29 protein-coding genes are annotated in these 22,664 nt (G+C 64.9%); 21 read left to right on the top strand and 8 right to left on the bottom strand.

The window, feature by feature from the left end; genetic code table 11:
- Nucleotides 1–41: 41 nt before the first annotated feature.
- Nucleotides 42–560, bottom strand: a complete 519-nt coding sequence (locus tag HQK15_RS17000; protein WP_173492702.1) for a DinB family protein — start codon at nucleotides 558–560, stop codon at nucleotides 42–44.
- A 22-nt stretch (nucleotides 561–582) separates the two neighbouring features.
- The gene (locus tag HQK15_RS17005; RefSeq protein WP_173492703.1) at nucleotides 583–1,773 is read right to left on the bottom strand and encodes an MCE family protein; all 1,191 of its coding nucleotides are present in this window, start codon (nucleotides 1,771–1,773) and stop codon (nucleotides 583–585) included.
- Between the two features lie 448 nt (nucleotides 1,774–2,221).
- Between HQK15_RS17005 and HQK15_RS17010 the strand changes: the two genes are divergently transcribed.
- A complete protein-coding gene (locus tag HQK15_RS17010; RefSeq protein WP_217361795.1) occupies nucleotides 2,222–2,611 on the top strand; it encodes a DUF4333 domain-containing protein in 390 nt (129 codons plus the stop codon).
- Between the two features lie 161 nt (nucleotides 2,612–2,772).
- Here the strand turns inward: HQK15_RS17010 and HQK15_RS17015 are convergent, their stop codons facing one another.
- Entirely contained in the window at nucleotides 2,773–2,967 is a 195-nt protein-coding gene (locus HQK15_RS17015) for an IS3 family transposase (protein ID WP_254451137.1), read from the bottom strand.
- On the bottom strand, nucleotides 2,900–3,112 hold the full coding sequence (locus HQK15_RS19190; RefSeq protein WP_173492706.1) for a transposase: 213 nt from the start codon (nucleotides 3,110–3,112) through the stop codon (nucleotides 2,900–2,902). Before HQK15_RS19190 ends, HQK15_RS17015 begins: the two co-directional genes overlap by 68 nt.
- Nucleotides 3,113–3,378: 266 nt before the next feature.
- On the opposite strand from HQK15_RS19190, the gene HQK15_RS17025 reads away from it, so the two are divergent.
- Nucleotides 3,379–4,017 (top strand): ATPase, T2SS/T4P/T4SS family, encoded by a 639-nt coding sequence (locus tag HQK15_RS17025; protein WP_173492707.1) that lies wholly within the window; start codon nucleotides 3,379–3,381, stop codon nucleotides 4,015–4,017.
- A gap of 340 nt (nucleotides 4,018–4,357) precedes the next feature.
- Here HQK15_RS17025 and HQK15_RS17030 read toward each other — a convergent pair whose 3' ends face one another.
- Nucleotides 4,358–4,669 (bottom strand): putative quinol monooxygenase, encoded by a 312-nt coding sequence (locus HQK15_RS17030; RefSeq protein ID WP_173492708.1) that lies wholly within the window; start codon nucleotides 4,667–4,669, stop codon nucleotides 4,358–4,360.
- Nucleotides 4,670–4,776: 107 nt separating this feature from the next.
- Here HQK15_RS17030 and HQK15_RS17035 point away from each other — a divergent pair, with 107 nt between their 5' ends.
- Nucleotides 4,777–5,718, top strand: coding sequence for a GlxA family transcriptional regulator (locus HQK15_RS17035; RefSeq protein ID WP_007079305.1), 942 nt, complete (start codon nucleotides 4,777–4,779; stop codon nucleotides 5,716–5,718).
- A gap of 721 nt (nucleotides 5,719–6,439) precedes the next feature.
- Nucleotides 6,440–7,192, top strand: coding sequence for a rolling circle replication-associated protein (locus HQK15_RS17040; RefSeq protein WP_173492709.1), 753 nt, complete (start codon nucleotides 6,440–6,442; stop codon nucleotides 7,190–7,192).
- Nucleotides 7,193–7,583: 391 nt separating this feature from the next.
- Here the strand turns inward: HQK15_RS17040 and HQK15_RS17045 are convergent, their stop codons facing one another.
- The gene (locus HQK15_RS17045; RefSeq protein ID WP_173492710.1) at nucleotides 7,584–8,984 is read right to left on the bottom strand and encodes a recombinase family protein; all 1,401 of its coding nucleotides are present in this window, start codon (nucleotides 8,982–8,984) and stop codon (nucleotides 7,584–7,586) included.
- Nucleotides 8,985–9,000: 16 nt separating this feature from the next.
- On the opposite strand from HQK15_RS17045, the gene HQK15_RS17050 reads away from it, so the two are divergent.
- The 7 genes from HQK15_RS17050 to HQK15_RS17080 all read left to right on the top strand — a co-directional run bounded on the left by HQK15_RS17050 (nucleotide 9,001) and on the right by HQK15_RS17080 (nucleotide 15,166).
- Nucleotides 9,001–9,627, top strand: coding sequence for a CpaF/VirB11 family protein (locus tag HQK15_RS17050; RefSeq protein ID WP_217361796.1), 627 nt, complete (start codon nucleotides 9,001–9,003; stop codon nucleotides 9,625–9,627).
- Complete coding sequence (locus tag HQK15_RS17055; protein ID WP_173492711.1) at nucleotides 9,615–10,475, top strand: type II secretion system F family protein; 861 nt, start codon at nucleotides 9,615–9,617, stop codon at nucleotides 10,473–10,475. Before HQK15_RS17050 ends, HQK15_RS17055 begins: the two co-directional genes overlap by 13 nt.
- Nucleotides 10,472–11,317 carry a type II secretion system F family protein gene (locus HQK15_RS17060; RefSeq protein ID WP_173492712.1) on the top strand — a complete coding sequence of 282 codons (846 nt, stop codon included), beginning with the start codon at nucleotides 10,472–10,474 and terminating at the stop codon, nucleotides 11,315–11,317. The genes HQK15_RS17055 and HQK15_RS17060 overlap by 4 nt, the downstream gene beginning before the upstream one ends.
- A gap of 18 nt (nucleotides 11,318–11,335) precedes the next feature.
- Nucleotides 11,336–12,745: a recombinase family protein gene (locus HQK15_RS19195; protein ID WP_173492713.1), complete on the top strand. Its 1,410-nt coding sequence runs from the start codon at nucleotides 11,336–11,338 to the stop codon at nucleotides 12,743–12,745.
- A gap of 644 nt (nucleotides 12,746–13,389) precedes the next feature.
- Complete coding sequence (locus tag HQK15_RS17070; RefSeq protein WP_173492714.1) at nucleotides 13,390–13,863, top strand: DUF2742 domain-containing protein; 474 nt, start codon at nucleotides 13,390–13,392, stop codon at nucleotides 13,861–13,863.
- The gene (locus HQK15_RS17075; protein ID WP_173492715.1) at nucleotides 13,860–14,099 is read left to right on the top strand and encodes a hypothetical protein; all 240 of its coding nucleotides are present in this window, start codon (nucleotides 13,860–13,862) and stop codon (nucleotides 14,097–14,099) included. The genes HQK15_RS17070 and HQK15_RS17075 overlap by 4 nt, the downstream gene beginning before the upstream one ends.
- Nucleotides 14,096–15,166, top strand: a complete 1,071-nt coding sequence (locus HQK15_RS17080; RefSeq protein ID WP_217361797.1) for an AAA family ATPase — start codon at nucleotides 14,096–14,098, stop codon at nucleotides 15,164–15,166. Before HQK15_RS17075 ends, HQK15_RS17080 begins: the two co-directional genes overlap by 4 nt.
- Before the next feature lie 166 nt (nucleotides 15,167–15,332).
- On the opposite strand, the gene HQK15_RS17085 is transcribed toward HQK15_RS17080, so the two are convergent.
- Complete coding sequence (locus HQK15_RS17085; protein ID WP_173492716.1) at nucleotides 15,333–15,545, bottom strand: hypothetical protein; 213 nt, start codon at nucleotides 15,543–15,545, stop codon at nucleotides 15,333–15,335.
- A 26-nt stretch (nucleotides 15,546–15,571) separates the two neighbouring features.
- Between HQK15_RS17085 and HQK15_RS19200 the strand changes: the two genes are divergently transcribed.
- The 10 genes from HQK15_RS19200 (at nucleotide 15,572) to HQK15_RS17135 (ending at nucleotide 22,287) form a co-directional block, all read left to right on the top strand.
- Nucleotides 15,572–15,979: an excisionase family DNA-binding protein gene (locus tag HQK15_RS19200; RefSeq protein ID WP_173492717.1), complete on the top strand. Its 408-nt coding sequence runs from the start codon at nucleotides 15,572–15,574 to the stop codon at nucleotides 15,977–15,979.
- 11 nt (nucleotides 15,980–15,990) lie between these two features.
- Nucleotides 15,991–16,623, top strand: coding sequence for a hypothetical protein (locus HQK15_RS17095; protein ID WP_173492718.1), 633 nt, complete (start codon nucleotides 15,991–15,993; stop codon nucleotides 16,621–16,623).
- Nucleotides 16,624–17,025: 402 nt separating this feature from the next.
- Nucleotides 17,026–19,098 carry an autotransporter outer membrane beta-barrel domain-containing protein gene (locus HQK15_RS17100; RefSeq protein ID WP_173492719.1) on the top strand — a complete coding sequence of 691 codons (2,073 nt, stop codon included), beginning with the start codon at nucleotides 17,026–17,028 and terminating at the stop codon, nucleotides 19,096–19,098.
- Entirely contained in the window at nucleotides 19,095–19,412 is a 318-nt protein-coding gene (locus HQK15_RS17105) for a hypothetical protein (protein WP_173492720.1), read from the top strand. The genes HQK15_RS17100 and HQK15_RS17105 overlap by 4 nt, the downstream gene beginning before the upstream one ends.
- Nucleotides 19,413–19,460: 48 nt before the next feature.
- A complete protein-coding gene (locus tag HQK15_RS17110) occupies nucleotides 19,461–19,787 on the top strand; it encodes a hypothetical protein (protein WP_173492721.1) in 327 nt (108 codons plus the stop codon).
- Nucleotides 19,788–19,950: 163 nt separating this feature from the next.
- Nucleotides 19,951–20,178 (top strand): hypothetical protein, encoded by a 228-nt coding sequence (locus tag HQK15_RS17115; protein ID WP_173492722.1) that lies wholly within the window; start codon nucleotides 19,951–19,953, stop codon nucleotides 20,176–20,178.
- Nucleotides 20,179–20,222: 44 nt separating this feature from the next.
- Nucleotides 20,223–21,038, top strand: coding sequence for a hypothetical protein (locus HQK15_RS17120; RefSeq protein ID WP_173492723.1), 816 nt, complete (start codon nucleotides 20,223–20,225; stop codon nucleotides 21,036–21,038).
- A gap of 14 nt (nucleotides 21,039–21,052) precedes the next feature.
- Complete coding sequence (locus HQK15_RS17125; protein ID WP_173492724.1) at nucleotides 21,053–21,313, top strand: hypothetical protein; 261 nt, start codon at nucleotides 21,053–21,055, stop codon at nucleotides 21,311–21,313.
- Between the two features lie 36 nt (nucleotides 21,314–21,349).
- Nucleotides 21,350–21,814, top strand: coding sequence for a hypothetical protein (locus HQK15_RS17130; protein WP_173492725.1), 465 nt, complete (start codon nucleotides 21,350–21,352; stop codon nucleotides 21,812–21,814).
- Nucleotides 21,811–22,287: a hypothetical protein gene (locus tag HQK15_RS17135; RefSeq protein ID WP_173492726.1), complete on the top strand. Its 477-nt coding sequence runs from the start codon at nucleotides 21,811–21,813 to the stop codon at nucleotides 22,285–22,287. The genes HQK15_RS17130 and HQK15_RS17135 overlap by 4 nt, the downstream gene beginning before the upstream one ends.
- Before the next feature lie 15 nt (nucleotides 22,288–22,302).
- Here the strand turns inward: HQK15_RS17135 and HQK15_RS17140 are convergent, their stop codons facing one another.
- Nucleotides 22,303–22,650 carry a helix-turn-helix domain-containing protein gene (locus HQK15_RS17140; protein WP_173492727.1) on the bottom strand — a complete coding sequence of 116 codons (348 nt, stop codon included), beginning with the start codon at nucleotides 22,648–22,650 and terminating at the stop codon, nucleotides 22,303–22,305.
- Nucleotides 22,651–22,664: the final 14 nt, after the last annotated feature.

Genomic DNA, 22,664 nt, shown 5'->3' on the forward strand with positions numbered 1-22,664 from the left:
GCCCTCATGATGCCGGTCGGCGGCTGCGCGCTGCGGCTCATTCAGCGGCCGGTCGCGCCGTCGATCGCCTCGCGCAGCAGATCGGCGTGGCCGTTGTGCCGGGCGTACTCCTGGATCATGTGGACGTGCACCATGCGCAGCGACATCGGTGCGCCGTGGACCTCGATCTCGAGGTCGAGCGGGAGGTTGACCACGGCGCGCGCGGCGGCCGCCTGCTCCTCGGCCAGCTGGGTGATCGCGTGCTCGGCGTCGGCCGGGTCGATCACGAGGAAGTCGGTGTCGTCGTGGGCCTCGAAGCGATGCAGGTGCTCGACGTCCTCCTCGGCGACGCGCTTGCGGAACCAGATCCGCTCGACCTTCGCCATGTGGCGCACGAGCCCCAGCAGCGACAGGTTGGTCGACTCGACCGGTCGCGATGCGAGCTGGTCGGCGTCCAGGCCCGCGCAGATGTTGAGCAGCGTCCAGCGCTGCCAGGCGAGCATGCCCTCGAGAAGGGGGCGCTCGTCACCCGTGAGGGGGCCGCCGGAGAGGTCGGCCGGGGTCGGTGCGGTCCAGGTCATGCACCGATCGTGCCACGAGCGATCAGTAGAGCAGCGGCGTGACCAGCAGGTCGGCCCACGAGGCGTCGGGGCCCACGGCAGCGCGGTTGAAGACCGTCTTGGAGGGCTGGCGCGCGATGTTGTTGTCGACCTTGCAGTCGAGATCGGCCCTGAGCTCGCGGTCGCTGATCGCAGCCTCGGGACGACGCTGCTGGTAGCCGGACGCCTCACCGCCGCTGTTGGCGTACGTGCAGGTCGGCGTGGTGTCGGTGAGGACGAGACCGAAGGCCGCGTTCCACTCGTTGGTGTCCTTGCCGGTCTCGGTCAGGACCGAGAAGGTGCCCTCGACGAGGTAGGGGTACTGGATGAAGACGGTCTGCAGGCCGGAGAGGTTCTTCAGGAACGGCTGCGTCGTCGTGCGAAGGTCGACGATGGTCTGCGAGAGATCCTGGGAGTTCTCGCCGACGACGGTGTCGATCGTCCTGGCGGCGTCGCCTCCCTTGTCGAGCAGGCGGCGCAGGTCAGGGTCGGCGTCGACGAGGGTGTCGGACAGCAGCGCGAGGTTCTTGGAGAAAGTGCCGAGCTCGCCCTGCTTGTCGATCTGCGTCTGCAGCACGGTGTCGGCGTCGCGGATCAGCGAGCGGGTGACGTCGATGTTGTCGTCGGCGGTCTTGATGAACTCCGAGGACGTGTCGAGGATCGTCGCGAGGTCGTCGCCGGTGCCCTCGAAGGCCTGACCGAGCTCGTCGACGACGGTCTTGAGGCTGTCGGTGTCGACCGACTTCACGAGCTCGTTGACATCGACGAGCAGCTCGGACGACGAGATCGGGATGCGCGTGTCGGCGCGGGCGATGACGGCGCCGGCGGTCAGGTAGGGCCCGGCGTTGCGGCGGGGGCGCAGGTCGACGAACTGCTCGCCGATCGCGGACTTGGTGGCGACGCGCACCTCGAGGTCGTCGGGGATGTCGGGGGCGTCCTTCTCGATGTCGAGGTGCACGATCACGCCGTCGGCCTCGGGCTGGAGCCGGTCGACCTTGCCGACCTCGATGCCGCGGTAGGTGACGGGGGCGCCGGCGAAGATGCCGCCGGAGTCGGTGAAGTGAGCCTGGACGGCGAACGTCCGGTCCACGACGAGGCGGTCGAGCTGCGCATAGCGTCCGCCGACGAAGGCGCCGCCCAGCACGGTCACCAGAGCGAAGACGAGCAGCTGGATCTTGGTCTGCCGCGTGATCACTCGGCGCGCTCCTTCAGTTCTGCATACCGGGAGTATGTCCTTTCCAGACTAGTGACTCACGACACGCTGTCGCCACCCGGATCGGCCCTGATGCGGGGTGACCGTGGTCACGTCGGTCCGCCTTGCCCGGACAGCCGGACAGGAGGGCCGATGTTCTCGGTCGACGGACTCTCTGTCAGGCGCGTCCGGACGTCCCGGCCCCGCGGCACGGCGCCGGGTCTGGCGAACCCTCGGGACGCCGCGGCGCACCGTCTCGCACTACTCGTGCGTGGACGAAGGGCCTGGCGACCGTGAGCCCGACGCTGGCGCCAGTCCGGACCTGCCGGTGGAATCCGGGAGCGGCACGTGTCTACGTCCTGTCCTCGCCGCCAGGGTTGCTGTACTGACCCGCCCGGGCCGCAGGCGGTCCGGGGGACAGGTTGGTATCGACGTGGATAGGGTCTCAACTATGGATCGAGTGGGAACCTGCCTTGCGGCTCTGGCTCTCGTCTCGTTGACCGGCTGCGGCGGCCAGAGCGACGACGAACCATCGCGAGCGTCGGTTTCGGCGTCCGCAACGAGCGACGCACCTACGCCGGAACCTGTGCTCCTTGACCCCTCGATCGTCGAGAAGGACATCGCGGCTTTCTTCGCGAAGGAGATCGCACGCCCCGGAGACTCTCTCAGCAAGGTCTCCTGCCCGGACGAGGTGAGCGGGGCGGTCGGTGATGAGACGACGTGCGACGTCGACTTCTCGGACGGCGCCTACGGAAACTTGACGATCAAGATCGTCAACGCCAAGGGAAAGATCAAGGTTGTGGGCCTCAGCCGCTCTGTCACCCAAGAGGGCGGCGCCTGACAGGTTGCTGCCGGCTAGCGGCCACCGCGGCTTTCGCGCTGAGCGAGTGATGATTCGGGTGGGTGCTCGTCGCTGTGTGGCGCCCACTGGCCATGATGGAGCGGTTGACTGGGATGAGGAATGACCTGTCCCGGGTTTCCCGGACTCTTGATGTGTGTTGATCATGCCGCTTTCTCAGCGGCGGTGTGACGTGTTTCGAACTCGATGGGGCTGACGTAGCCGATCGATGAGTGGCGCCGGGTCGGGTTGTAGAACGCTTCGATCCACTCGAAGATGCCGTTAGCCAGATCAACCCTGGTCGCCCATTCGCGGCGGTCGAGCAGCTCGATCTGCATCGAGCCGAAGAACGACTCCATGAGCGAGTTCGGTTTGAGCCATCCAGCGACGCAGACAGGACTCACTGATCCCCAGATCCTTCGCTATCTCAGCAACAGGCTTGTCACCAGACCCGGCGAGCTCGACTGCTCGACGACGGAACTCTTCGGGCTCTGCTGCGGGCATTCCAGACTCCTCACTCGGAGCATTTCTCGCTCCAACATTGGCGTCCGGAGAACCCGGAACAGGTCACTCGTGCGTTCACTCGGATACTCGCGATCGACCGAAAGATCAGGACAGTTGCCGACGACAGCTTGATTCGGCAAACGAGAGCTGTGCGGACTCCTGGTCGAGTGGCGTTGATCCACAGGCTGTCCCACCGGCTCTTCCCAAATCCCTTGCGGTTCGGGCACTATCTCTGCAAGCACTCTTCGGGGGAAGGGCTTCTCGGGATGGAATCGTCGACGTCGGCACTGGCCGACCGCGTGCGCGACCTGGTGCGTCAGCGCCGGATCGATCCGCGCACTGATGCCGAGTCCGTCCGTCTCGCTGCCCTCGACGCGATCGCCGAGCACGAGTCGCGCAGCCTGACCGGCGCGGTCCGGTCGTTGGACGAGCCAGAGGTCGTCGTCGGGCAGATCGTCGCCGACGTCAGCGGCTTCGGCCCCTTGCAGGCGTTCCTCGACGACGAGTCGGTCGAGGAGGTCTGGATCAACGAGCCGTCGCGCGTGTTCGTGGCCCGCAACGGCCGCCACGAGCTGACGTCGTTGATCCTGACGGTGGAGCAGGTGCGTGAGCTCGTCGAGCGGATGCTGTCGACGTCCGGGCGCCGGCTCGACATCTCCCAGCCGTTCGTCGACGCCATGCTGCCGGGTGGCCATCGGCTCCACGTCGTCCTCGACGGTATCGCCCGGGGTTTCGCGGCCGTCAACATCCGCAAGTTCGTGGCCAAGGCCCATTCCGTCGGCGACCTCGTGGCTCTCGGCACCCTGGACCCCCAGAGCGCGACGTTCCTCGACGCCAGTGTCCGCGCCGGGCTCAACATCGTCGTCTCGGGAGGCACCCAGGCGGGCAAGCCGACAAACTCCTAGTGCACCTACTGAAGCGAAGGCAGAAGCTTTGCGCTGTACGTGCTAGGCACCAGACCTAACGACTTCGCGACGGGACTAGCCTTCTCGTAGCAGTTGCCACTTTCTGTTGACGCTGCGTAGCCGAAGACTCGGATCAGGACGTACGACTTGGGATGACTATCACTGAAGGCGATCTCATTAGGCAAATGTAGAACGCGTTGCTGGCGGGTCCAGCGGTGGTCTTCACTTCGATGTGTCGGATCGCGTGATCGGCCCGTCGGGGATCGTCAACGTGGTGCGGGTGTCGAGGCGGTCGGGTCCGACGGCTCGGCGGGGCGCGATCGTCTCGTGCGTTGGCGGACTACGGGAGCTTGGACGCGAGGACGTCGGCCGCCAGGATCTCGGGTGCTGCGCCGAGGAGGTGCTGGTTGGCCATCAGGGCTGCGACGATGGCGCCGTTGGCGTGGGCGTCGCGAGCGGCCTCGTCGGGGAATGCATCGAAGATCCAAAAGGTGTCGGCGTGGGTTCTAGCCGCGAACCAGACAATCGTTCCCACTTCTTCGTTGGCGAGTGCGACAGCGCTGGCGAGCAGATCGGCGAGCGCGTCGTGCTGTCCATCGGCCGCGACGATCTTGGCGACGAAGGCATACGGAAGTGATGCGGGTGTGGACATGAGGGTTTCTCCTTGAAGTCGGGGTTCTTCGTGGGGCGAGTTCAGCGTATGACGAGCGAGGGCCGATGGGGAGTGGCGTATACGACAGTATTGCTATTGTTCGCGCCATGCGTATCGGACTCATCGCGATCGACGGCTGCTTCGGTTCGGCTGTCGCGTCGGTCATCGACATCGTGCGGGTGGCCGACGGAGCCCGCGGCGATATCGACCCGCGGATCGACCCGATCGAACTCGCCATCCTCGGACCGAAACGGCGAGTGACCACGACGGCATCGATGACCCTGTCGGTTGACCACCCGCTGTCGGAGTCCGGAGAGTTCGACGTGGTCGTCGTCCCTGCGCTTGGAACCCTCACGGCCGCCGCTACCAACGACGCCCTCCAGAGCCGAGATGCTCGTTCGGTCATCGCCTCGCTCGGGCGCCTCGACGACGCGACCACCCGGATCGCCGCGGCGTGCACCGGCGTGTTCGCCGTCGCCGAGACCGGACGGATGCATCATCGGCGGGCGACGACCAGCTGGTTCCTGGGGCCGGAGTTCCTGAAGCGCTATCCGACCGTCGCCCTCGATCTCGACACCATGGTCGTCGTGGACGGGAACCTCGTCACCGCCGGCGCCGCGTTCGCCCACATCGACCTCGCGCTCTCACTCGTGCGATCGATCAGCCCCGACCTGGCCCAACATGTCGCCAAGCTCCTCATCATCGACGAGCGTCCGTCGCAGGCGGCCTTCGTCGCCTACGAACATCTCCGGCACGAGGACCCGATCGTCGTCGAGTTCGAACGCTTCGTGCGCGCCCGCCTGGACGAACCGTTCAACGTCGCCTTCGTCGCGCAGTCGCTCGGCACCAGCCGGCGCACCCTCGAACGACGAGTCCGTGCGGCGCTCAACCTCACTCCGCTCGGCTTCGTCCAACGGCTTCGCATCGAACGAGCTCGGCACCTCTCAGCAACCACGGACCTCACCTCCGCCGAGATCGCGCTACGGGTCGGCTACGCGAACGCCGAGACTCTGCGCTCCCTCCTGCGCAGGGAGCGACGCCGTTCCTGACCTATCGCCATGCCTGTAGCCGGTGTCCTAGCGCCCGGTTGGAACCACCTCTCAGCACGTCGCGTCGACGCTCCTGCGTCGCCCCTGGACGACCCACTCGACACGCCCGCAGCACAGGCCATGTGACGTGCCCCGGCTTCCCGGCCGGTCGGGGTTGGGTGGCTGTGATGTCGCTGCGTTCTCGTCGAGGGGGTCAGCAGACCCGATCAGGGTCGATTGGGATGAGACGCGAAGGCGGTCAGGTCAGGGCGGCCGAGGCCGGCCGGCGGGGTAGCGCCGGTCACGTCGAGGTCTTTCGGATGGATGGCGTAGGAACCTCCATCGTCGGGAGACCTCGACGTCTATCTGCGGACCGACGCGCCCGGCCGACCTACACCCTCATCTCGGAAGAGCCGGTTTAGCAGACGCTCGAGGATGACAGCGGCCCGTAGGGCCGCGCTTGACTTGATACTGCAACGAAACTCGTTCCTGAATTTCCCTGCCGTCCGAATGTCACCGGTGTATTTTGCTGGTGGAAGCCGGAAGCGGTTGTCGATCCAGCCGTGCACGAATCAAACCAAGGTCATCTCCTCAGACCTAGCGCAAGTCCCAATGAGCGGGGCAGGGGACCATCCGGACACAATTTCTAATCGCGGGGCGGCGCGCCGTCATTGGCAAAGCGTGAGCCTGGACTGAGCTCCCGCAGATCGGGTCCTATCCCGACGCGCCCAAGTAGGTTCCCGTGAGTTCGTCTGTTCTGTTGGCCCCTGACGCTGGTTGGCGTCTCTCGCTGTACCCGACCGCTGGCGAAGCGGGGTGTTCCTTCCAGTCCTCCGTACGCGCTGAGCGGCGCTACGTCGCTCCGGGTGCGGCGGCGGATCCTGCGCGGTCTCGTGCTGAGGCCGCTCGTCGCGCGCGATCGAAGGTTCGACGCTACGCGGCCTCGAATCTTCTTGACCGCTTCGGGACGCTGACCTACGCGCCGCCGTTCTGTTTCGATCCGGGACAGGCTCGGCGCGACGTCGCGGTCTTCATTCGTGATCTTCGATCGGAATTGGGCGGTGACCCGTTCCCATATATCTGGGTTCCGGAGTGGCACAAGGATCGAGAACGGTTGCATCTGCACTTCGCACTCGGTGATTACGTTCGTCATTCGCTGATCTCGGACGTGTGGGGCCGCGGTTGGGTGAGCATCAAGCGAATCACCGGTCAACGACACAACGCTCCGCGCGTCGAGGGTGCTCGAATCGCGGCTCGCTATCTCTCGAAGTACGTGGCCAAGACCTTCGAGTCGACGGACCTCGGTGGACGGCACCGCTATGAAGTGGGGCAAGGCTTTCAGCCGCGGGCGGTGCGCTTCGCCGGGACTAGCGATGCCGAGGTTCTGGCGCAGGCGATCGATGTGATGGACGGCAAGATTCCGTCCCGGTCGTGGGCCTCGTCGGAGAACGAGGATTGGCAAGGGCCGCCTGCGAGGTGGTTCCAGTGGGACTAGAAGCTCGCGATCCTGATGCGGAGTTTGATGCCTGGCTGCGGCAGTCCTGCGCGGCCTCGGGTGTGCCTGTGGAAGTCACTGACCCGGAGAAGATTCGTCAAATCCTGATACTGCTGAAACGGGGTGCTTGAGCAAGGGGGGCGGTGGTGGTGGCGGCTCTCGGGGGCGCAGAGGCTCCGCGCGTCGCCGGGTTTGCGGCGCGTGGAGGGGCGTCCGCTGCCACCACCGCCATAGGTTCCCATGGAGGTTCGGTCTGGGAGAGGTCCGCGGCTGATCGGCCCGGGACGGATAGGCGGGTCCGGGCGGACGGGCCGCGCGCACCTGCGGAGCGGGAGCACGGACCGCCCGAACGGACACGCCCAGTCGGACCGGGCCGAACAGCCGTGCTCGCTCAGACGATCCACTCCGGCTCGATCCGGTTCAAGTCCACTCGGGGCCCAACTCGCTTCGACGGGTGGACGACCACTCGGCTGATGATCGCGCCGACCACCGCTGCTTGCCGCTGCAGCGTCATGTCCGGGGCATCCCAAGCCGCGGCGACGGTGTCCGTATCCCCTAGGAATTGGGACAGTCCAGTCCCGGCGTCGAGCCGCGCCAGCTGACGACGTGTGGACTCGATCCGGCTCTCGATCTTGTCCCGCGCGGGAATCAATTCGCGCTTGGTAATGACTCCGTCGGTCCACATCTCCATCAACTCGGCTTGCTTGTGCTGCAGCCCGGCCAGTTCGTCGCTGAGCGTCTTGCCGGTGCCGTCGGGCTGTTGGGCGTTTCGGATCGCGTCGATGGTTGCGGGTGAACTCAACCGCGCCAGGACGGCTCTGACGATGAACTCTTCGAGCGGTTCGGCGTTGATGAAGATCTTCGCGCACCCGCCGAAGTCCGGTCCCTTGCGACAGCCGTATCGGCGTCGTCCGCCGTCGGGGGAGGAGAACATCTTGTTCCCGCATGCTCCGCAGAAGACCTTGCCGGACAACAGGTAACGACGTGGCGAGCGTCGGTTCGTCTTTGCGGATTCGGCCAACCGTGCCGTGATCTGCTCGTGCTCTTGGCGGGTGATGATTGCCGGCCACAGCGCGTCTCCCACAACCTCGCCGCGATGCTCTCGCAGGCCGGCGATCCGCGGGGACTTCAGTAGGTTCCGAAGGGTCGGGGTTCGCCATTCATTCATGCCAGTGGCCGTGCGGATGCCCTCCGCTTGGAGCCAAGCGACCACGGACACCAGTGATTCACCGGCGAGGAAGCGCCGCGCAGCCTCGCGAATCACCGCCGCCTCGGACTCTACGACCGTCATCCGGTCCAGCTCGTAGCCGTAGGCGCGCTGACCCGTCTTGTGCGGCCTGCCTGCTGCCGCATTCTCGTCGTTCTTGCGCCGGATGCGACGTGCCGACGCATCCGACTGATTCGCGGCCACTGCAGCCATGATCCGCGCGACTAGAATTCCGTCACCCTGACCGATGTCGGTCTCGCCCGAAACGGTCGCGAACTGCTTGACTCCGAACCTCTGGCACTTGTCGATGAAGTCTTCGAACTCCGACGGACGGCGAGTCAGCCGGTCTTGGTGGTAGACCACCACGGCATCGAACTCGCGCGCTTCGATTCCTGACAGCAACTCTGTGAAGCCCGGGCGGTTCTTGCCCGAGTAGGCCGACAGGTCGTTGTCGATGAACTCCGCGGTGACCGTCCATCCGCGGGACTCCGCCAGTCCCAGACAGTCTTCGCGTTGACGGGCCACGCCAAGACCTTCGCCTCGGCGATCATCGGAGATGCGCGCGTAGAGCGCCGTGCGGATCATGCAGGTACATTAACAATTGTTCCGCAAGACGACTCTGCTCAACTGCCTGGCCGCATCGATCCCCGGATCGCAGCGACTCGTGTCGGTCGAGGAGGTCTTCGAGCTGCAGTGCGGCCACCCCGACTGGGTGGCGATGCAGACACGACAGGCCGGTCTCGAGGGCACCGGGACGGTTGACCTGCGCATGCTGGTGAAGGAGGCGCTGCGCATGCGCCCGTCGCGCATCATCGTCGGCGAGGTGCGCGCGGCCGAGTGCCTCGACCTGCTCCTGGCCCTCAATGCCGGGTTGCCGGGCATGGCCAGCATCCACGCCAACTCGGCGCGACAGGCTCTGGTCAAGCTCTGCACCCTCCCGCTGCTCGCCGGCGACAACATCGGCTCCAGGTTCGTCGTCCCCAGTGTCGCGGCCTCGGTCGACGTGGTGGTTCACACCGGCATCGGTGCCGACGGGGTGCGGGCCGTTCGCGAGATCGTGGCGGTGACGGGCCGGGTCGAGAACGACCTCATCGAGGCCGAGCCGGTGTTCGTCCGTCGCGACGGCCGCCTCGAACGAGGTCACGGTTCGCCGCTGCGGCGCGAGGCCTTCGAGCAGGCCGGCATCGACCTCGACGAGGCGCTGGGAGCGGGCCGATGGGCGCCCTGATCGGCCTGATGGCCGGCGCGGGCATCCTCCTGGTGGCCTGGACGGTGACCGAGCCGGAGTGGCAGCGGCCGAGCCGGCCGCGGCGGCGCACGACCCCGCTGGCCGATCTCCTGGCGAGCGCCGGGGTCGTCGGGGTCTCGCCCGGTCAGCTGGTGGCGCTCTGCTGCATCGCCTTCGTCGTCGCGGGCGTCGTCATGACGGGCGCGTCAGGTGTCGCAGTGATCGGGATCGTGTTCGGCGCGATGGCAGCAGGCCTGCCGATCGCGGTGCTGCGCGGTCGCGCCGTTCGACGACTTCGCGACCACGCCGCGCTCTGGCCCGACGCCGTCGACAACCTGGCTTCCGCCGTCCGCGCCGGACTCTCCCTGCCGGAGGCACTGATGCAGCTGGGCGAGCGTGGCCCGGAGGGACTGCGCGAGGCGTTCGGGCAGTTCGGCCGCGACTACCAGGGCACCGGGCGGTTCAACGACTCCCTCGACCGGCTCAAGGACCGGTTGGCAGATCCCGTCGGCGACCGCGTGGTCGAGGCGCTGCGCATCGCGCGCGACGTCGGCGGTGGTGACCTCGGGCGCATGCTGCGCGCACTGTCGGGCTTCCTGCGCGAGGACCTGCGGACGCGCGGCGAGATCGAGTCCCGTCAGTCGTGGACCGTCAACGGCGCGCGCCTGGCGGTCGCCGCGCCCTGGGTCGTCCTGCTCCTCATGTGTCTGCAGGGTGATGTCATCGACCGCTTCGCCACCGGCACGGGCGCGATCGTCCTGACGACCGGCGCCGTCCTGTGCGTGGTCGCCTACCGGCTCATGATGTGGATAGGCCGGTTGCCGGCAGAGCGACGGATCCTCGCATGACGGGCGCGCTGCTCGGCTTCTGCCTGTCGGCCGGTCTGGTCCTGGTCGTCTCGGGCTGGTCGCGCACCCGGAGGCCGTCCCTCGAGCAGCGGGTGCTGCCGTATGTCCGCGACGTCCATCCGACCGCGCCGGCGGGAGGGCGGCCGAGCCACGTCGTCGACGCCGTCTTCGGCCCGTCGGTGCAGAAGGTCGGAGCCGCGGTCGGCGACCTGCTGGGTGGTTCGGCCAGTGTCTCGCGGCGCCTCGTCCGGCTCGGGTCGGCCCGCACCGTCGACGACTTCCGGATCACCCAGGTGCTGTGGGGGTCGGCCGGCTTCGCGATCGGCGCGGCCGTCGCGGCACTGCTCTGGTCGAGCCGCGGCACTCCGGTGCCCCTGCTGCTGGTCATCTGCGTCCTCGGCTTCGTCGCCGGCGTCCTGTGGTGCGACAACCACCTCTCGTCGCAGGTCGCGGCACGCGAGCGCGAGATGCAGGCGGAGTTTCCCGTCGTGGCCGACCTGCTGGCCCTGGCCGTCGCGGCGGGAGAGAGCCCGATCGCAGGCCTCGAGCGCATCATGAAGGTCTGTCGGGGGGCCCTGACCGACGAGCTGGCCCGCGTGATCTCCGACGTCAGGACCGGCACCCCGATGGCTGATGCCTTCGACCGGCTCGCTGCGCGTACCGGCGTCACGAGCATCGCCCGTTTCGCCGAGGGGCTCGCGATCGCTGTCGAGCGGGGCACGCCGCTCGTCGACGTCCTGCACGCCCAGGCGGCGGACGTGCGCGAGTCCGGTCGACGCGAGCTGATCGAGTCGGGCGGTCGCAAGGACGTGGCGATGATGATCCCGGTTATCATGCACTAGAGATACTACAATGTACATGTGAACCCGCCCACAGCAGCCATTTACGCGAGAATCTCGTCCGACGACGGTTCGGCGCTCGGCGTGACCCGTCAGATCGAAGACTGCACCGCCCTGGCGACAAAACGCGGGTGGGCCATCTCAGGGACCTTCGTGGACAACGACGTCAGTGCGTCCAGTGGGGTGCGCCGACCTGAGTACGAACGACTCATCGAGGCCATTAAGACCGGGAAGGTCAACGCGCTCGTGGTGTGGGATGTAGACCGCCTGACCCGCACGCCGTCCGAGCTCGAGCAGTTCATCGGACTGGCCGACGCCCACCAAATCGCTCTCGCGTCAGTCGGGGGAGAGGTGGACTTGGCAACCCCTCAGGGGCGGCTAACGGCTCGCATCAAGGGCAGTGTCGCTCGGCACGAGGTCGAGCAATCCAGCCGTCGACTTAAGCGCAAGTTCCTAGAGCGAGCCGAGGCGGGCAAGAGCCACGGAAAGGTGGCCTACGGGTACGTCCGGGAGCCGCTGTTCGACGACTCGGGAGTGCTTGCCGGATATGTGGAGCGCACTCACCCTGTTCACGCGGAGGTGATCCGCTCGGCAACCGATCACCTTCTGGCAGGCGAGCCGCTGAGAGCGGTGGTCGCCACCTTGAATGCGGCCGGGACGATGTCGCCGTCGGGCAAGCCATGGTCTGGGACGACTCTTCGCCAGGTCCTACTTCGCGAGCGCAATGCCGGACGCCGCGTTCATCAGGGGCAAGTGATCGGTAAGGGGCAGTGGCCGGCGATCGTGGATGAGGACACGTTCGATCGCCTGGTCGCAATGTTGCGCGATCCGCGGCGCCGGACGAACAGCGGGAGTGAAGTCGTTCACCTACTCAGCGGCATTGCCAAGTGCGGTCGATGTGGTGGAGCCATGCGGGGGGCACCTGCAAACCGGACCGGTAACAAGCGTCAGCCCCGTGCGTACTTCTGCGCCTCCTGTTACAAGGTGCGCCGCAAGGCGGATTCTGTCGACGAAGTGGTCGAGGGGGTCGTCGTGGCCCGCCTCTCACGCCCTGACGCGGTCGGACTCTTCGGCGGAAACCCGGACGCAATGAGGCGAGCGCGCGACGAGGCTTCAGCGATCGAGTCGCGCATGGAGATCGCGGCCGATCAGTTCGCAGACGGGGCAATCACGGGTCCGCAGCTGGAGCGCATCACCGCGAAGCTCAAGCCCCAACTGGAAGTCGCGCGCGCACGTCTTCGAGAAAGTGAGCCCGCGCCTGAGATGCAGGAACTAACAGGACCAAAGGCGGGGGAGTCTTGGCGACAGGCGACGATCGACCGGAAGCGCGCGGTCATCGAAGCGATCATGACGATTACGATCCTGCCGTCCGGGGCAGGGAAGTCGTTCGATGCCAGCCAGGTGAAGATTGATTGGACGGCGACAAGATGAGCCGGCGCAAGAAGACCCCTCGGAGTCGGCCCGAGATCGCAAAGCTCACGATCCGTTGTTTTGGTTCTCGTGAACCGCACGGCGCCCAACGAGTGGGCACGGCCCAGATGAACCTGCTTGGCAACGCTGGGACTGTAAGGGTTGAGTACGGGGGGCTCGGCGAGCCGGAGAGTCCTACAGGCCACTACCGGCCGGACGACGCTGGCGGGCACATGACATATCGCTTCGTGTGTCGAAGGTGCGGCTACGACTTCCCCATCCAGCAGGACAAACTTGCCGCGGTGATTATCGGCAAGGCTTCTGTCGGCGAGTCCTCAATATCTCTGTCAGAACTATCCGCTATCGTTACTAAGTAATAGCCACCGTGCCGCTCAGGAATGGGCGTTCAGAAATCCGAATCATTGCCTCCAGCAGAGGTCTAGACAGACTCTGCATGGAGGCATTTCGATGTCCTGGACCAAGACGCGATCTGAGATCGCGCACGCTAAGCGAGCAAACCCAAAGGCTGATGTAACCGAGCTTCGCCGAAAGCTGAAGGCGGAGCGGCTCGAGGAGTACATCCAACAGACGGTGGAATCAGCACCGCCATTGACGCTAGAACAGCGGCAGCGTCTCGCGCTTCTGCTTCGTGGCGGTGACGCCGCGTGACCCATCTCAATGAGAGAGGCCGCCCCGGCGAAAAGGCGGCCTACTCGAAGTCACTGGCTGGCGACACTGTCGATTCTACCGCCGTCCACCGGAAATCGTGGTCTCGCGCGCTCATCGATAAGGCAACTCGGCCCATTCAGCGCTACGGCTCGCCAGAGTGGTGCGCGCTGCCTCTCGATCATCCGAACCGGATTGCGGCTGTCGTGCTCGCGGCCGAGGCATGGGCGTGGGACTGGGAGAACCTGGAAGCGAACCTGCGGCGAGAAGTTGAGTCCCTTCGCACGGCGTTCAAGCAAGAGGAGGACGCGGAGTACGCCCGGAGCGTCGCTGAGCATCGGAAGGTGTGGTCCCGCAAGTCCAACAGCGTGGTCCTTATGTCCTTCGAGGAGCGACGTCGACACCAGCTCGACGAAGCGGGTCGCCCGCGTCCCGGCGACTTTCCTGGGCGCAACGGCGGGGGTGTCGCGTGAAGCGCGACGGCTGGATCAAGGTCGAGATTGACCCCGTCAACCACTCCGCATTCGTAAGTGGCTGGAAAGCGAAGTCATACATCGAGCAGTGTGGCGGTCGCCCGCTCTACTCCCGACGACGAAAAGCGTGGTCGACGTCAGAAAACACAGCCCGCGACGTGCTCGCGTTGGCCGATCACGACGGCTGCGGCATCCACTACGCAAACCTTGCCCACTGTGACGAGGTGGCCGGATGAGCGCCGATCTAGACGCTTGGGTTCCCGACGAGATTGAGGCCACGACAGAACTCAAGAGGTCTTGGCAGGCCGTCGACCTCTCGGCGGTCCTTGACGGTTCGTGGACGCCGCCTGAGGCGCATGTGGGGCGCCGTACAGACGGTGTTGGCCTGTTCTACGCAGGCAAGGTCCACACGATCGCCAGCGAGTCAGAGGCGGGCAAGACTTGGTTGATGCTGTCGGCGTGCATCGACGAGATGACCGCTGGCAACCATGTCGTCTACCTCGACTTCGAGGATGACGAGGGCGGGCTCGTCAGGCGGCTACTTGGCCTTCAGTGCAATCCCGAGGTCATCCGAGCGCGGTTCCACTATGTGAAGCCCTCGACGGCTCTCGGGACCGGGATTAATGCCGATGATCTGCGTGAGGTGATGGCTGTCTACAAGCCGACCCTCACCGTGATCGACGGGGTCACCGAGGCGATGACGATGCACGGGATGGACCCGCTGTCGAACAAGGACATCGCAACCTTCGGCCGGATGCTTCCGCGAGCCCTGGCCGCCTTTGGCTGCGCTGTCGTGTGCCTCGACCATGTCGTCAAAAGTGGCGAGAATCGCGGCCGGTACGCGCTAGGCGGCGTGCATAAGCTCAATGGTCTCGATGGTGCCGCTTTCGTGCTCGAGAACCGCAAGCCGTTCGGCGTCGGGTTGGTCGGCATCTCAACAATTCGCCTCGCCAAGGACCGTCCTGGTCAGCTCCGCAAGAACGGCGTGCCGAGCAAGGAGGGCATGTTCTGGTTCGCAGACCTGAGGCTGAACAGCCACACCGAGGGATTCCTCGAGGTCGAGATCGTGCCACCCGAGATCAAGGAGCAGGGCGAGTTCCGACCGACCGCGCTCATGGGTCAGATCTGCGCCGCTCTCGAGAAGCACGGTCCGCTGTCCGCGGCCAAGATCGAGGCTGTCGTCAGGGGTAAGGCGATGACCATCAGGACTGCCCGCAACCTTCTGCAGATCGAGGGATTCGTCTCCGATGGAACACCTCACGCCTTGCTGAAGCCATGGGTGGAGGGAGATCAGAATGATTGACTCTCGTCCCCTCGTCCCCACCTCGTCCCTACTCGTCCCGGACGAGGCCCCAAGTACCTCGTCCCTCGTCCCCCTCCCTAAGGGGGGACGAGGACGAGGACGTAGGACGGGGTCACCAACACCGGTTGGCCTCGTCCCTCGTCCCGAGGCCTGGATCGACTGTGGTTCAGGCCGGACGAAGTGGACCTTGCCCGTCATCGTCGTCATCGTCGTCGTAGCCCCAGAAGTTCCTGACGTCGATGCCCTCGAAGCGCGCGACGATGTACATGATGGCGGCGATACCGATCGCGGCTCCCTTCGCGGAGTTCGGTCCCTGCCACATCGTCAGCACCAGCCCCGCGATCAGCACACTTGCGCCGATCCTGATGAGCCACTTCATCCGTCGAGCGTAACGGCGGTGTCAGCGTGAGCGACTACCAGCGGCGCTCTTGGCGAATCAAGAAGAGCGAGGGCATCAGCATCGTGACCGGCAGGGTTGCCGCGATCATGCACGAGCGTCTCGATCTGGCCGAACTGCGACGCGCGGCGTTGGGGTCGGACCCCGAGCTGCACGACCAGTTGCTCAGCCTGCATGAAGCGGCTCTCGAGTGGCGTGCTTCCGCAACCGGAAGTGCCATCGCGCCAGAGCCGGAAGTTCCGCGAGAGTCAAAGCAGTGGATGAGTACGGGTCAGGTTGCCAGCCAGTTGGGGATCACTGACCGGGCGGTTCGCCTAGCGATCGCCCGGTCAGCCCTCAAAGCAACAGAGGTCGGCGGCAGGTACCGGATCACCCGCGAAGACATGGAGCACTACCGAGCCGCAAGAGCGGCGTGAAGGAGATCAGCATGGAACGACAGGAAGCAATCAAGACGCTCGTCAAGGGCGGCAAGTCAGCCGACGTCCGGAAGTTGCTCCACGAGAAGGCCGACTCCGCTCACCGTGCGTACAGCCAGATCACGAGCGACGCCGATCTCACCGAAGAGGCGAAGCGTTCGCGTCAAGCGGCCCACTACATGAGCGTGATCAAGGGCGTGAACGATGAGCTGAGTCGGATGGCCAGCCGTGTTTACCTCACGGACCAGGACGACGCCTCGACCGTGTTCGGTATCAAGGGGCTCGACGGTGACGTTGCCAGTCTGTCGATCTCGCGTCGAGATGCCGCGGACCGTATCGCATCGTGTGAGGCCAGCGCGCAGGTCCTCGAGCTGCTGCGGCGTGCAACTCGTTCCGGCGATGAGGTGCTGGCCCGGGCAGCCGCTGAGTGGGGAGTTGAGCACCGCGACCCCAAGGTGGCTAACGAGTTCCTCAAGACCCGGCCGCAGCACGACGCAGCCCTCCAGCGGCTCTGGGATGGCGAGGCAGCAGAACGCGGCGGAGGCATGGATATCGCGATCGCAGTCGGTGGCATCCGGCCAGGCGACATGTTCTCGATGTCGGACAGCCAGATCGAAGCCCTCGCCCAGCCGGCGTACTCGTGATCAGCGACGACGACGCCATGGCCACCTTCACCCGCGCCCTCTTCGGAGTTGAAGGTGAGCGACCCGCAGCACATGAGCAAGCGGAGACAGCTAAGCCGAACCGCGCTCCTCGAGAAGGCAACATCACCCCGCCTGATCACTCGGACCGAGAGGGTCGGTACTTCGCTGCCGACCTCTTCGGGATCGATCGGGCATACATCCGATGAGGACCAGGGGGAGTGGCACCCGGTCACGGCACAGCCGCACCTCCCGGCATTGGCGGTCCTCTCTATCTGACCCCCCTCCCCCCCCTTATCTGACAACTGAATCCCCATCCAGGCGCACTACCGGAGCAACTCGCGGCGTGCGTCAATCAAAAGCTAGGCGCGCACCTGGCGATCAACTCAAGGCAGGTGCGCACCAGTGGCAGAAGTGGCAGCAGCATGGGTCAGCTTGGCCCCCTCCGCTAGAGGCTTCGGCAAGAAGCTCGACGCGGAGGTTGGCCCACAACTCGACAAGTCGGGCAAGTCGGCGTCGAAGCGTCTGGGCAGTTCGATTGGGTCCGGCCTCAAGTCGGCCCTGACTCCTGCCCTTGCGATCCTCGGCACGGCTGGTGTCGGCTCGTTCTTGAAGGGCTCGATCGACGAGGCGCGTGAGGCTCAGAAGGTTGGCGCGCTGACGAACGCTGTCATCAAGTCGACGGGTGGTATCGCGAACGTCACCGCCAAGGATGTCGACAAGTTGGCCTCTTCGCTGTCCGCGAAGATCGGTGTCGACGACGAGGCCATCGCCGCTGGTCAAAATATGCTCTTGACCTTTGGCCGGGTGCGCAACGAGGTCGGCAAGGGCAACGACATCTTCAACCAGGCCACCGTGGCTGCCAATGACATGGCGGCGGCGTTCGGCGGCGACGCGGTGTCGAACTCGAAGATGCTCGGCAGGGCCCTCAATGATCCGACCAAGGGCGTTTCGGCCCTGACCCGTGTCGGTGTCTCGTTCACGTCGCAGCAGAAAGAGCAGATCAAGACGCTGCAGGCGTCGGGCGACATTCTCGGGGCGCAGAAGATCATCCTTGGCGAGGTCGCCAAGCAGACCGAGGGCGCAGCAGCCGCAACCGCCACCAGTGGCGAGAAGATGTCGGTCGCGTTCGGCAACCTGCAGGAGACTGTCGGCACTGCGCTGATCCCGGTCATCGACAAGTTCAACAAGAAGCTGACCAGCGACATCATTCCGGCTGTCTCGTCGTTCGTGACGGGCATGCAGGATGGCACTGGCGCGGGTGGTCAGGTCGCAAGCACGCTGCGTGACATCTACAACGCTGGCAAGCCGATCGTGACCGTCCTCGCTGCGATCGTCCAGGGTTTCGCTGGGCTTCCGGGTGGGACGCAGAAGGTCATCCTGCTCGCTGGTGCAGTCGCGCTGTTGTCGAATCGGTTCTCTGGCTCGCTTCCCTCGTTGCAGAACTTTGATCGCACGGCCGCGCTCGCTACGGCTAAGACGGTCGCGCTTCGTGGCGGCGCGCTTGCTGCGGGTGCTGGACTCGCTGCGCTGACGACGAAGGCTGGCGGAACCTCGACCAGCCTTGGTGCGCTCACGACGATCGGCGCAGGCGTTGCCACCGGGTTCGCTGTCGGCGGGCCGTGGGGCGCTGCTCTCGGCGGCGCGGCTGGCCTCCTGTCGGTCTTCACTGGCCGCTCGAATGCCGCCGCCGCGTCGCAGGCGCGCTTCAAGGCCAACGCTGCCAGTGTTGTCGCGACGCTGAATCAGGAGACGGGCGCACTTACGGGAGCCACCCGTGCAGCGACCGCCAAGGCCCTCGCGGACGACGACGCATTTAGCGCGGCGCGAAAGATGGGGATCTCCTACAACGATGTCCTCGCTGCGACGCTCGGCAACGAGGCCGCGACCAAGAGGGTTCAGAAGGCCACCGAGACTTACCTAACCACCCAGAACACCAGCATCAAGAGCCTCGGGGCTGCGTCGGAGCACGTCGACACATTGCGTCGCGCGATGGGAACCACGAGTAGCGAGATCGCGCGGTTCAAGCGCAACACTGACCAGGCGAACTCCGCGCTCGGCAAACTCGACAAGGCGAAGGCCAACCCGAGCGTTCAGATCACCGGGCTCACGACCGCACTCGCAAGCATCGCGGTCCTGAATGCTGCCATCGACCATGCCGCTCGCAGGTCTGCAAAGCTCAAGATCGGTGCGAACGCCAAGGGCACGGACAACTGGCGTGGCGGTCTGACGATGGTCGGCGAGAAGGGTCCTGAGCTCATCAACCTCGCCAAGGGTGCGCAGGTCATCCCGAACCACAAACTCGGCGATGTCGGCTCTCAGTCAAAGTCGGGCAGTGTCGGAGCAGGTGACTCGGCGATGGTTGCGCTTCTCGAGCGCATCGCGGTCGCAGCAGAGGCCGGGAGCAGCGTGCAGATCGATGGGCGCGAGTTCGCCAGGCAAGTGAAGCGAGCAGAGCAGATGGGGAGACGGCTGTGAACGAACAGATCGGCCACCGCCCTCCTACCGCGCAAGAGCAACAGGCAGCGGTGATCATCACCGCCATGATCACCGCGATAGTCCGCAACGACTCGCACACGGCGAGCGACGTCGGAGCGCTTAAGGAGGATCTATTCGAACTGTTGCCAGACGCCAAGTCAGTGGTTGACCTGACGCTGCAAACCACCGCGTCACTGATCAGCGGCCTATGTCACAGGACGATCAACGCAGATCCCGAAATCGTCATGCGGCTCTGGCTTGAAAGGGTGCGCGACAGCCCGACTCAAGACATTCGCCCCAGCTCGGAGGGATGATTTTCACCGCCGGGCCAGGATTGGCTTGCATGGGTCTACGCTCCGAGAATGGCCCCCGCCGACCTGCCCCCGCCGTCTATTCTTCCGCAGTTCATCACCACGCTGCCGACGCTTCCCGGTTACCGGATCGTTCGAACGGTCGGCATCGTGACCGACGCCGGCACAGGCTCGGGTGCGACGGCAAAGACGAAAGCGGCACGCGCCTACAGGGAGGCAATGGACACGCTCGCCGTCTCAGGTGTTTCGGTGGGAGGCAACGCGATTGTTGGCCTGACCATCAGCTCGTTCGGTAGCTCGATCGGTGGCACTGCGATGGGTGATGCTGTTGGCATCCTCCTCATGGGGGCCGCGGTAGTCATCGAAGTCGAGCAGTAGCCCCGGGGTGGGGTCAGCCCCGCCCCGCGCCCTTCGCACCTCCTGGCATAGGCGAGTCTCTCTCCCCGCTTGGAAAAAAACCTCGGGGAGGGAAGCCCGCCTATGCCAGGAGGTGCGGGGTCGCGGCGATTGGGGTGACCTCCCCCTGGGGTACAACATCGCCATGGCTCATATCCTCCGCGACCTCAACGCCCTATCCGACAGCGACCTCATCCGTCTGCATGACGCGGCGGCGGACAATGTCACCGTCGGGGTCGACTACTACCTCAACGAGATCCATCGCCGCCAAGCGGCGGCGGCTATCCGAACCTCGCAGAGACTCGCGGCTGCGGCTACGGGTCTTGCTGCTGTTGGGGCGACGGCAGGAGTCGTCTCGCTGTTCCTGCGCTGATTCAAGTATCACAAGATGTCTGACCGTCCTGCGATCGTGTGCTCGTGACCGAACCGAACATGACACCCGAGAAGACGGAGCTCGGATGGAAGATCATCTGGGACGAGGCGCAGACATGGCAGACGCGGAGCGACACGCAGGACGCGTGGAAGTTCGCGCCGGGTAGCAAGCTCGCTGGAGACAACAAGCGGACCAAGCCGTTCCAGACGTCGCACGCTTGCAGGGCGGTGATCCACGCAGCCGTCGACCACCAGCATGCGGTTGGGGCGCTTGTCATGGATGCTCATGCGCTTCACACCTATGCGGGGGCCACGCTCGTTCGCGCTGCGATCGAGTCGGCATCCTTCGCCATCTGGATGCTCGAGCCCGAGTCCAAGGAAGAGCGCGCGCTTCGAACCTTCAAATGGTCCGCGAAGGACTACGCCGACGAACTGCGCTTCGAAGCAACGTCGATGGGGAAGCCGACCAACATCAAAGCAGCCGTCGTCGAAAGGTTCGGGCCTGCGGTTGAACGTGCGGGCCTCAGCATCGTCGAGGTAGTCAAGGGCGTTCAGAGCACCGAGGCGGTTCGGGCTGCAGATGCCTACGCCGTTCGCACCGGCGAAGTGATGAGGCCCATGCTCTACTGGCAGCTTGCTTCGGGTTTTGCTCACGGTCGACGCTGGTCGACCCTCGCGTTCGCCGAGCGCCAGGAGAGAGACACGGACGATCCCGACGTCCTCAACGTCCGATTCAGCATGAGCCAGGATCGAGTGCTGCAGTTAGCGTTCGCCTCGTCCGCCGCGATTGAGATGGCGATCGGCCTCTGGGAGTCGCGGGCAGCCAGAGCCGTCCCTCCCCGCGCAAAGGCTAAGAGGTAACCGACTCAATGGGGATGAACCGGCCGAAGTCCGACAAGTGGCCGCCCTACAAACCCACCCGCCACGTCCTCATCAAGCGCGAGGACCACCGGTTTGCGCGCCCGTTCCAGGGCTTCGTTGTTGACTGGAAGCGGACTGGCAAGAAGTGGGAGGCACTTGTGGTCTTCATGGACGAGCGGGTCGACGGGATGCCGCTCGTACAAACATGGTTCCCAATCGAGCAGCTGATGCCGTGCCATCCAGACCCGAATCCTCGGCGCGACGAGTGGTTCTGAACCGCTGAGCCTTGTAGGCCGCTACGCTCAGGCTCGATGACTCTGCCGGATCTGCGCAACTCCATGCTGGCGATGACGTGTCAGTGCGATGACGGGCCGATCGACTGTTTGAAGTCCGATCAGCCGGTGACGCAATTCGTTCCAGGGGACGACCAATTTCGCTGCCAGCCTCGAAGTGATCGTGAGGTCGGGCTGTCACTTCAGAAGGGCACTCTGTCGACAACGGGTGCGCGAGACGCAATGCTCGGTAAAGCTCGATCGAGCAAGCCCAAAACCGGTTCGCGGGTTCGGTACAGCACGGTTGGAACATTGCGCGATAATGGTTTCGAGGTCATCCACACGCCTCGCAAGATCGCGAATGGAACGCATGTGTCGGTTGTGTGGCCGAACACGAACTCTGTGTACGACGCCTTCGTGCCATGGCCCGAAGATGTGACACAGACCTTCAATGAGTGCTTTGATGAACCAACAGACCCCGTAGATGCGGGAGGTGCAGAATGAATTTTGACTTGATCGTTGCTCGAGGCCAGTTGCCCTGGACTCCCAATCCGCATGCCGAAGACCTCGACGTTTGGCATGAGCACGAAATTCCGTTTGCTGGCACTTTTCAGCAGGCAGGGCACGTCATCCTGTTTACGGCTGTCGGGAACATCGATTCTTCGATGACCATCGGTTCGTGGGCCTACACCGAACTGCTGACGCAACCGCCAGCAACTTTCTCCGATGTCGATGAGATGCGCGATTGGGTTGAAAGTCAGTTCGTCGGTGCGAAGGCAATCTACGCCGTGTCGCGCGATCTGGTTCTGTTCCGCTACTCCGAGTGCAAGCAGGTTGAGACCTTGTACGACGGGGCCTCGGACTTCCTCGACGAGGTTCTTGACTCTGTTACCGATAAGCGAAGCCGAGATTTGGCTCGCTTCTCGGCGCATCAGGCTGAGGTCGAGGTTGTAGAGAAGGAACTCGTCGACGCCTAGTTTGACAACGCCAAGTTACCGAGTCGGCCTCTCGGCTCTTGCGTTTGCCACGACTTCGATCTGCCGGTGCCGGTACACCCGCTGCCCAGACTTCGTGACGTGCACCGGGATCCTCTCCTCGTTCGCGAGCTGCGATACCCGCACGTGGCTGATGCCGAGGATCATCGCCGCCTGGCGACCGTTCAGCCACGGGTTGTCGATGAACTCCTGGACGTCGGCGCGCGAGTAGGAGGGCAGGCCCTCGAGCGTGATCAGCAGGCCCTCGCGGCGAAACCTGGTCACGGTCACTTCGGACATCCCCAGCATCTCAGCGGCTTCAGCGAGGGTGATCGCGTCCGGATTCACAAGCCTTCTGGAAGTCACGACAGCACGATGAC

Origin of the sequence: Aeromicrobium stalagmiti, from assembly GCF_013283745.1 — a bacterium.
Taxonomy (GTDB): domain Bacteria; phylum Actinomycetota; class Actinomycetes; order Propionibacteriales; family Nocardioidaceae; genus Aeromicrobium; species Aeromicrobium stalagmiti.

Excerpts from the sequence above, each read along its gene's own strand:
- HQK15_RS17000 (WP_173492702.1), bottom strand. The coding sequence starts at position 560 with ATGACCTGGACCGCACCGACCCCGGCCGACCTCTCCGGCGGCCCCCTC.
- HQK15_RS17010 (WP_217361795.1), top strand. The coding sequence starts at position 2,222 with ATGGATCGAGTGGGAACCTGCCTTGCGGCTCTGGCTCTCGTCTCGTTG.
- HQK15_RS17015 (WP_254451137.1), bottom strand. The coding sequence starts at position 2,967 with ATGGAGTCGTTCTTCGGCTCGATGCAGATCGAGCTGCTCGACCGCCGC.
- HQK15_RS19190 (WP_173492706.1), bottom strand. The coding sequence starts at position 3,112 with ATGCCCGCAGCAGAGCCCGAAGAGTTCCGTCGTCGAGCAGTCGAGCTC.
- HQK15_RS17025 (WP_173492707.1), top strand. The coding sequence starts at position 3,379 with ATGGAATCGTCGACGTCGGCACTGGCCGACCGCGTGCGCGACCTGGTG.
- HQK15_RS17030 (WP_173492708.1), bottom strand. The coding sequence starts at position 4,669 with ATGTCCACACCCGCATCACTTCCGTATGCCTTCGTCGCCAAGATCGTC.
- HQK15_RS17035 (WP_007079305.1), top strand. The coding sequence starts at position 4,777 with ATGCGTATCGGACTCATCGCGATCGACGGCTGCTTCGGTTCGGCTGTC.
- HQK15_RS17045 (WP_173492710.1), bottom strand. The coding sequence starts at position 8,984 with ATGATCCGCACGGCGCTCTACGCGCGCATCTCCGATGATCGCCGAGGC.
- HQK15_RS17055 (WP_173492711.1), top strand. The coding sequence starts at position 9,615 with ATGGGCGCCCTGATCGGCCTGATGGCCGGCGCGGGCATCCTCCTGGTG.
- HQK15_RS17060 (WP_173492712.1), top strand. The coding sequence starts at position 10,472 with ATGACGGGCGCGCTGCTCGGCTTCTGCCTGTCGGCCGGTCTGGTCCTG.
- HQK15_RS17080 (WP_217361797.1), top strand. The coding sequence starts at position 14,096 with ATGAGCGCCGATCTAGACGCTTGGGTTCCCGACGAGATTGAGGCCACG.
- HQK15_RS17085 (WP_173492716.1), bottom strand. The coding sequence starts at position 15,545 with ATGAAGTGGCTCATCAGGATCGGCGCAAGTGTGCTGATCGCGGGGCTG.
- HQK15_RS17095 (WP_173492718.1), top strand. The coding sequence starts at position 15,991 with ATGGAACGACAGGAAGCAATCAAGACGCTCGTCAAGGGCGGCAAGTCA.
- HQK15_RS17110 (WP_173492721.1), top strand. The coding sequence starts at position 19,461 with ATGGCCCCCGCCGACCTGCCCCCGCCGTCTATTCTTCCGCAGTTCATC.
- HQK15_RS17115 (WP_173492722.1), top strand. The coding sequence starts at position 19,951 with ATGGCTCATATCCTCCGCGACCTCAACGCCCTATCCGACAGCGACCTC.
- HQK15_RS17125 (WP_173492724.1), top strand. The coding sequence starts at position 21,053 with ATGAACCGGCCGAAGTCCGACAAGTGGCCGCCCTACAAACCCACCCGC.
- HQK15_RS17130 (WP_173492725.1), top strand. The coding sequence starts at position 21,350 with ATGACTCTGCCGGATCTGCGCAACTCCATGCTGGCGATGACGTGTCAG.
- HQK15_RS17135 (WP_173492726.1), top strand. The coding sequence starts at position 21,811 with ATGAATTTTGACTTGATCGTTGCTCGAGGCCAGTTGCCCTGGACTCCC.